The organism is Psychrilyobacter sp. (assembly GCF_049671765.1).
In the GTDB taxonomy this organism is placed as follows: domain Bacteria; phylum Fusobacteriota; class Fusobacteriia; order Fusobacteriales; family Fusobacteriaceae; genus Psychrilyobacter.
Window position 1 is genome coordinate 1 of the sequence record NZ_JBATVM010000249.1, and the last position, 1,525, is coordinate 1,525.

General features: G+C 29.6%; 2 protein-coding genes. One reads left to right on the top strand and one right to left on the bottom strand.

Features of this window, described 5'->3' with window-relative positions; genetic code table 11:
- Positions 1 to 272 precede the first annotated feature (272 nt).
- A complete protein-coding gene (gene htpX / locus WBG30_RS11990) occupies positions 273 to 1,106 on the bottom strand; it encodes a zinc metalloprotease HtpX (RefSeq protein ID WP_424504895.1) in 834 nt (277 codons plus the stop codon).
- A gap of 194 nt (positions 1,107 to 1,300) precedes the next feature.
- On the opposite strand from htpX, the gene WBG30_RS11995 reads away from it, so the two are divergent.
- Positions 1,301 to 1,525, top strand: a 225-nt coding sequence (locus tag WBG30_RS11995) for a hypothetical protein (RefSeq protein ID WP_424504896.1), incomplete at its 3' end; no start/stop codon positions are given.

The window sequence follows — 1,525 nt, forward strand, 5'->3', positions numbered from 1 at the left end:
ATTGTACTGTCCCCACTAGGACTATTTTTTATGTATTTTTTTAATCCTTTAGAATTTTCTATAAGGGATTTAAAATTATATCTTCCTGAATGCGGATTTCTTAAATGGAACCCTTTTTGTTTTAAATTTTTCAATTTATTTCTCCTATATAATTATTGATTTTATCAGGTTAAATTGTAACATGATTATAATGAATTAGCAATATAAGGAGCTCCGAGGTTATTATATATAATTTAAAGAGAACGTCTTATAAAGACGTTCTCTTTCTATACCTATAAGTGTCTCGCTTGTTCTTCTAATTTTGCTATCCTATCTTTTGTAGATGGATGGGTACTAAATAATTTAGCCATTTTCTCTCCTTTTAATGGATTTACTATAAACATATGTGCTGTTGCTGGTTTAGCATCCATAGGTGTTCGAGTACTCCATGTTTCTAATTTTTTAAGAGCGTTAGCTAGATAAATTGGATTTCCTGCTAATTTACCTCCATATCTATCAGCTTTATATTCACGGGTACGTGAAATTGCCATCTGAACTAACATTGCTGCCATTGGTGCAAATATAGCGATTCCAATAAGGGCTATAGGATTTTTATCTTCGTCATCCCTACCACCAAATATAGCAGCCCATTTTGCCATAGTAGCCAAATATGCAATTGCTCCAGCAAAGGATGCTGCAATAGTTCCAATTAATATATCTTTATTATGTACATGCCCCAATTCATGAGCCAAAACACCTTTTAGCTCATTTCTATCTAAAATTTCTGTAATTCCACGAGTAACTGCTACTGCTGCATGTTTTTGATTTCTTCCTGTTGCAAATGCATTTGGCTGTGATTGATTTATCATATATACTTTTGGAATTGGAAGATCAGCTCTTTCTGATAGTTCCCTTACAATAGAGTATACTTCAGAGTTTTTTTCTACTTCATGTGCTTTATACATCCTCAAAACTATTTTATCACTATTCCAATAACTTATCATATTCATACCAAAAGAAAATATTAGAGCAAACATGGCTCCATTACGACCCCCAATAGCTCCTCCTATAAATAATAATATTAATGTCATAGTGATCATTAATAAAAATGTTTTAACTGCGTTCATAAACTCCTCCTTCTGTTATCTAGCCCAATAATGGTTTATAGCATATTATAACCTAAACACAGAAAATAGTAAAACTTTAGATAAAACTAGGATTTTTTTCTATTTTATGGTATATATTAAATACTTATTTTGTTTGTAAAAAAACAATTAATTAAAAGATAAAAGGGTATTTATTAATAGGAGGTTTATATATTATGAAAAAATTATTATTAATATTAGCATTATCAGGATTTATAATCTCATGTTCTGCCAATAAGTCAATGGATACAAAGACAGATACAGTAAGTATAGAAGTTATCCAAAAAGAATTTATAGGAACAAATTGGAAGTTATCTCAATATATTGTAGATGGAAAGTTAAAAGATGTTACAGAAACTTCAAAAGCTGATTTGAAATTTGAATTAGAAAAGTTTTATGGA

Coding starts and splice junctions, on each gene's coding strand:
- htpX (WP_424504895.1), bottom strand. CDS start 1,106: ATGAACGCAGTTAAAACATTTTTATTAATGATCACTATGACATTAATA.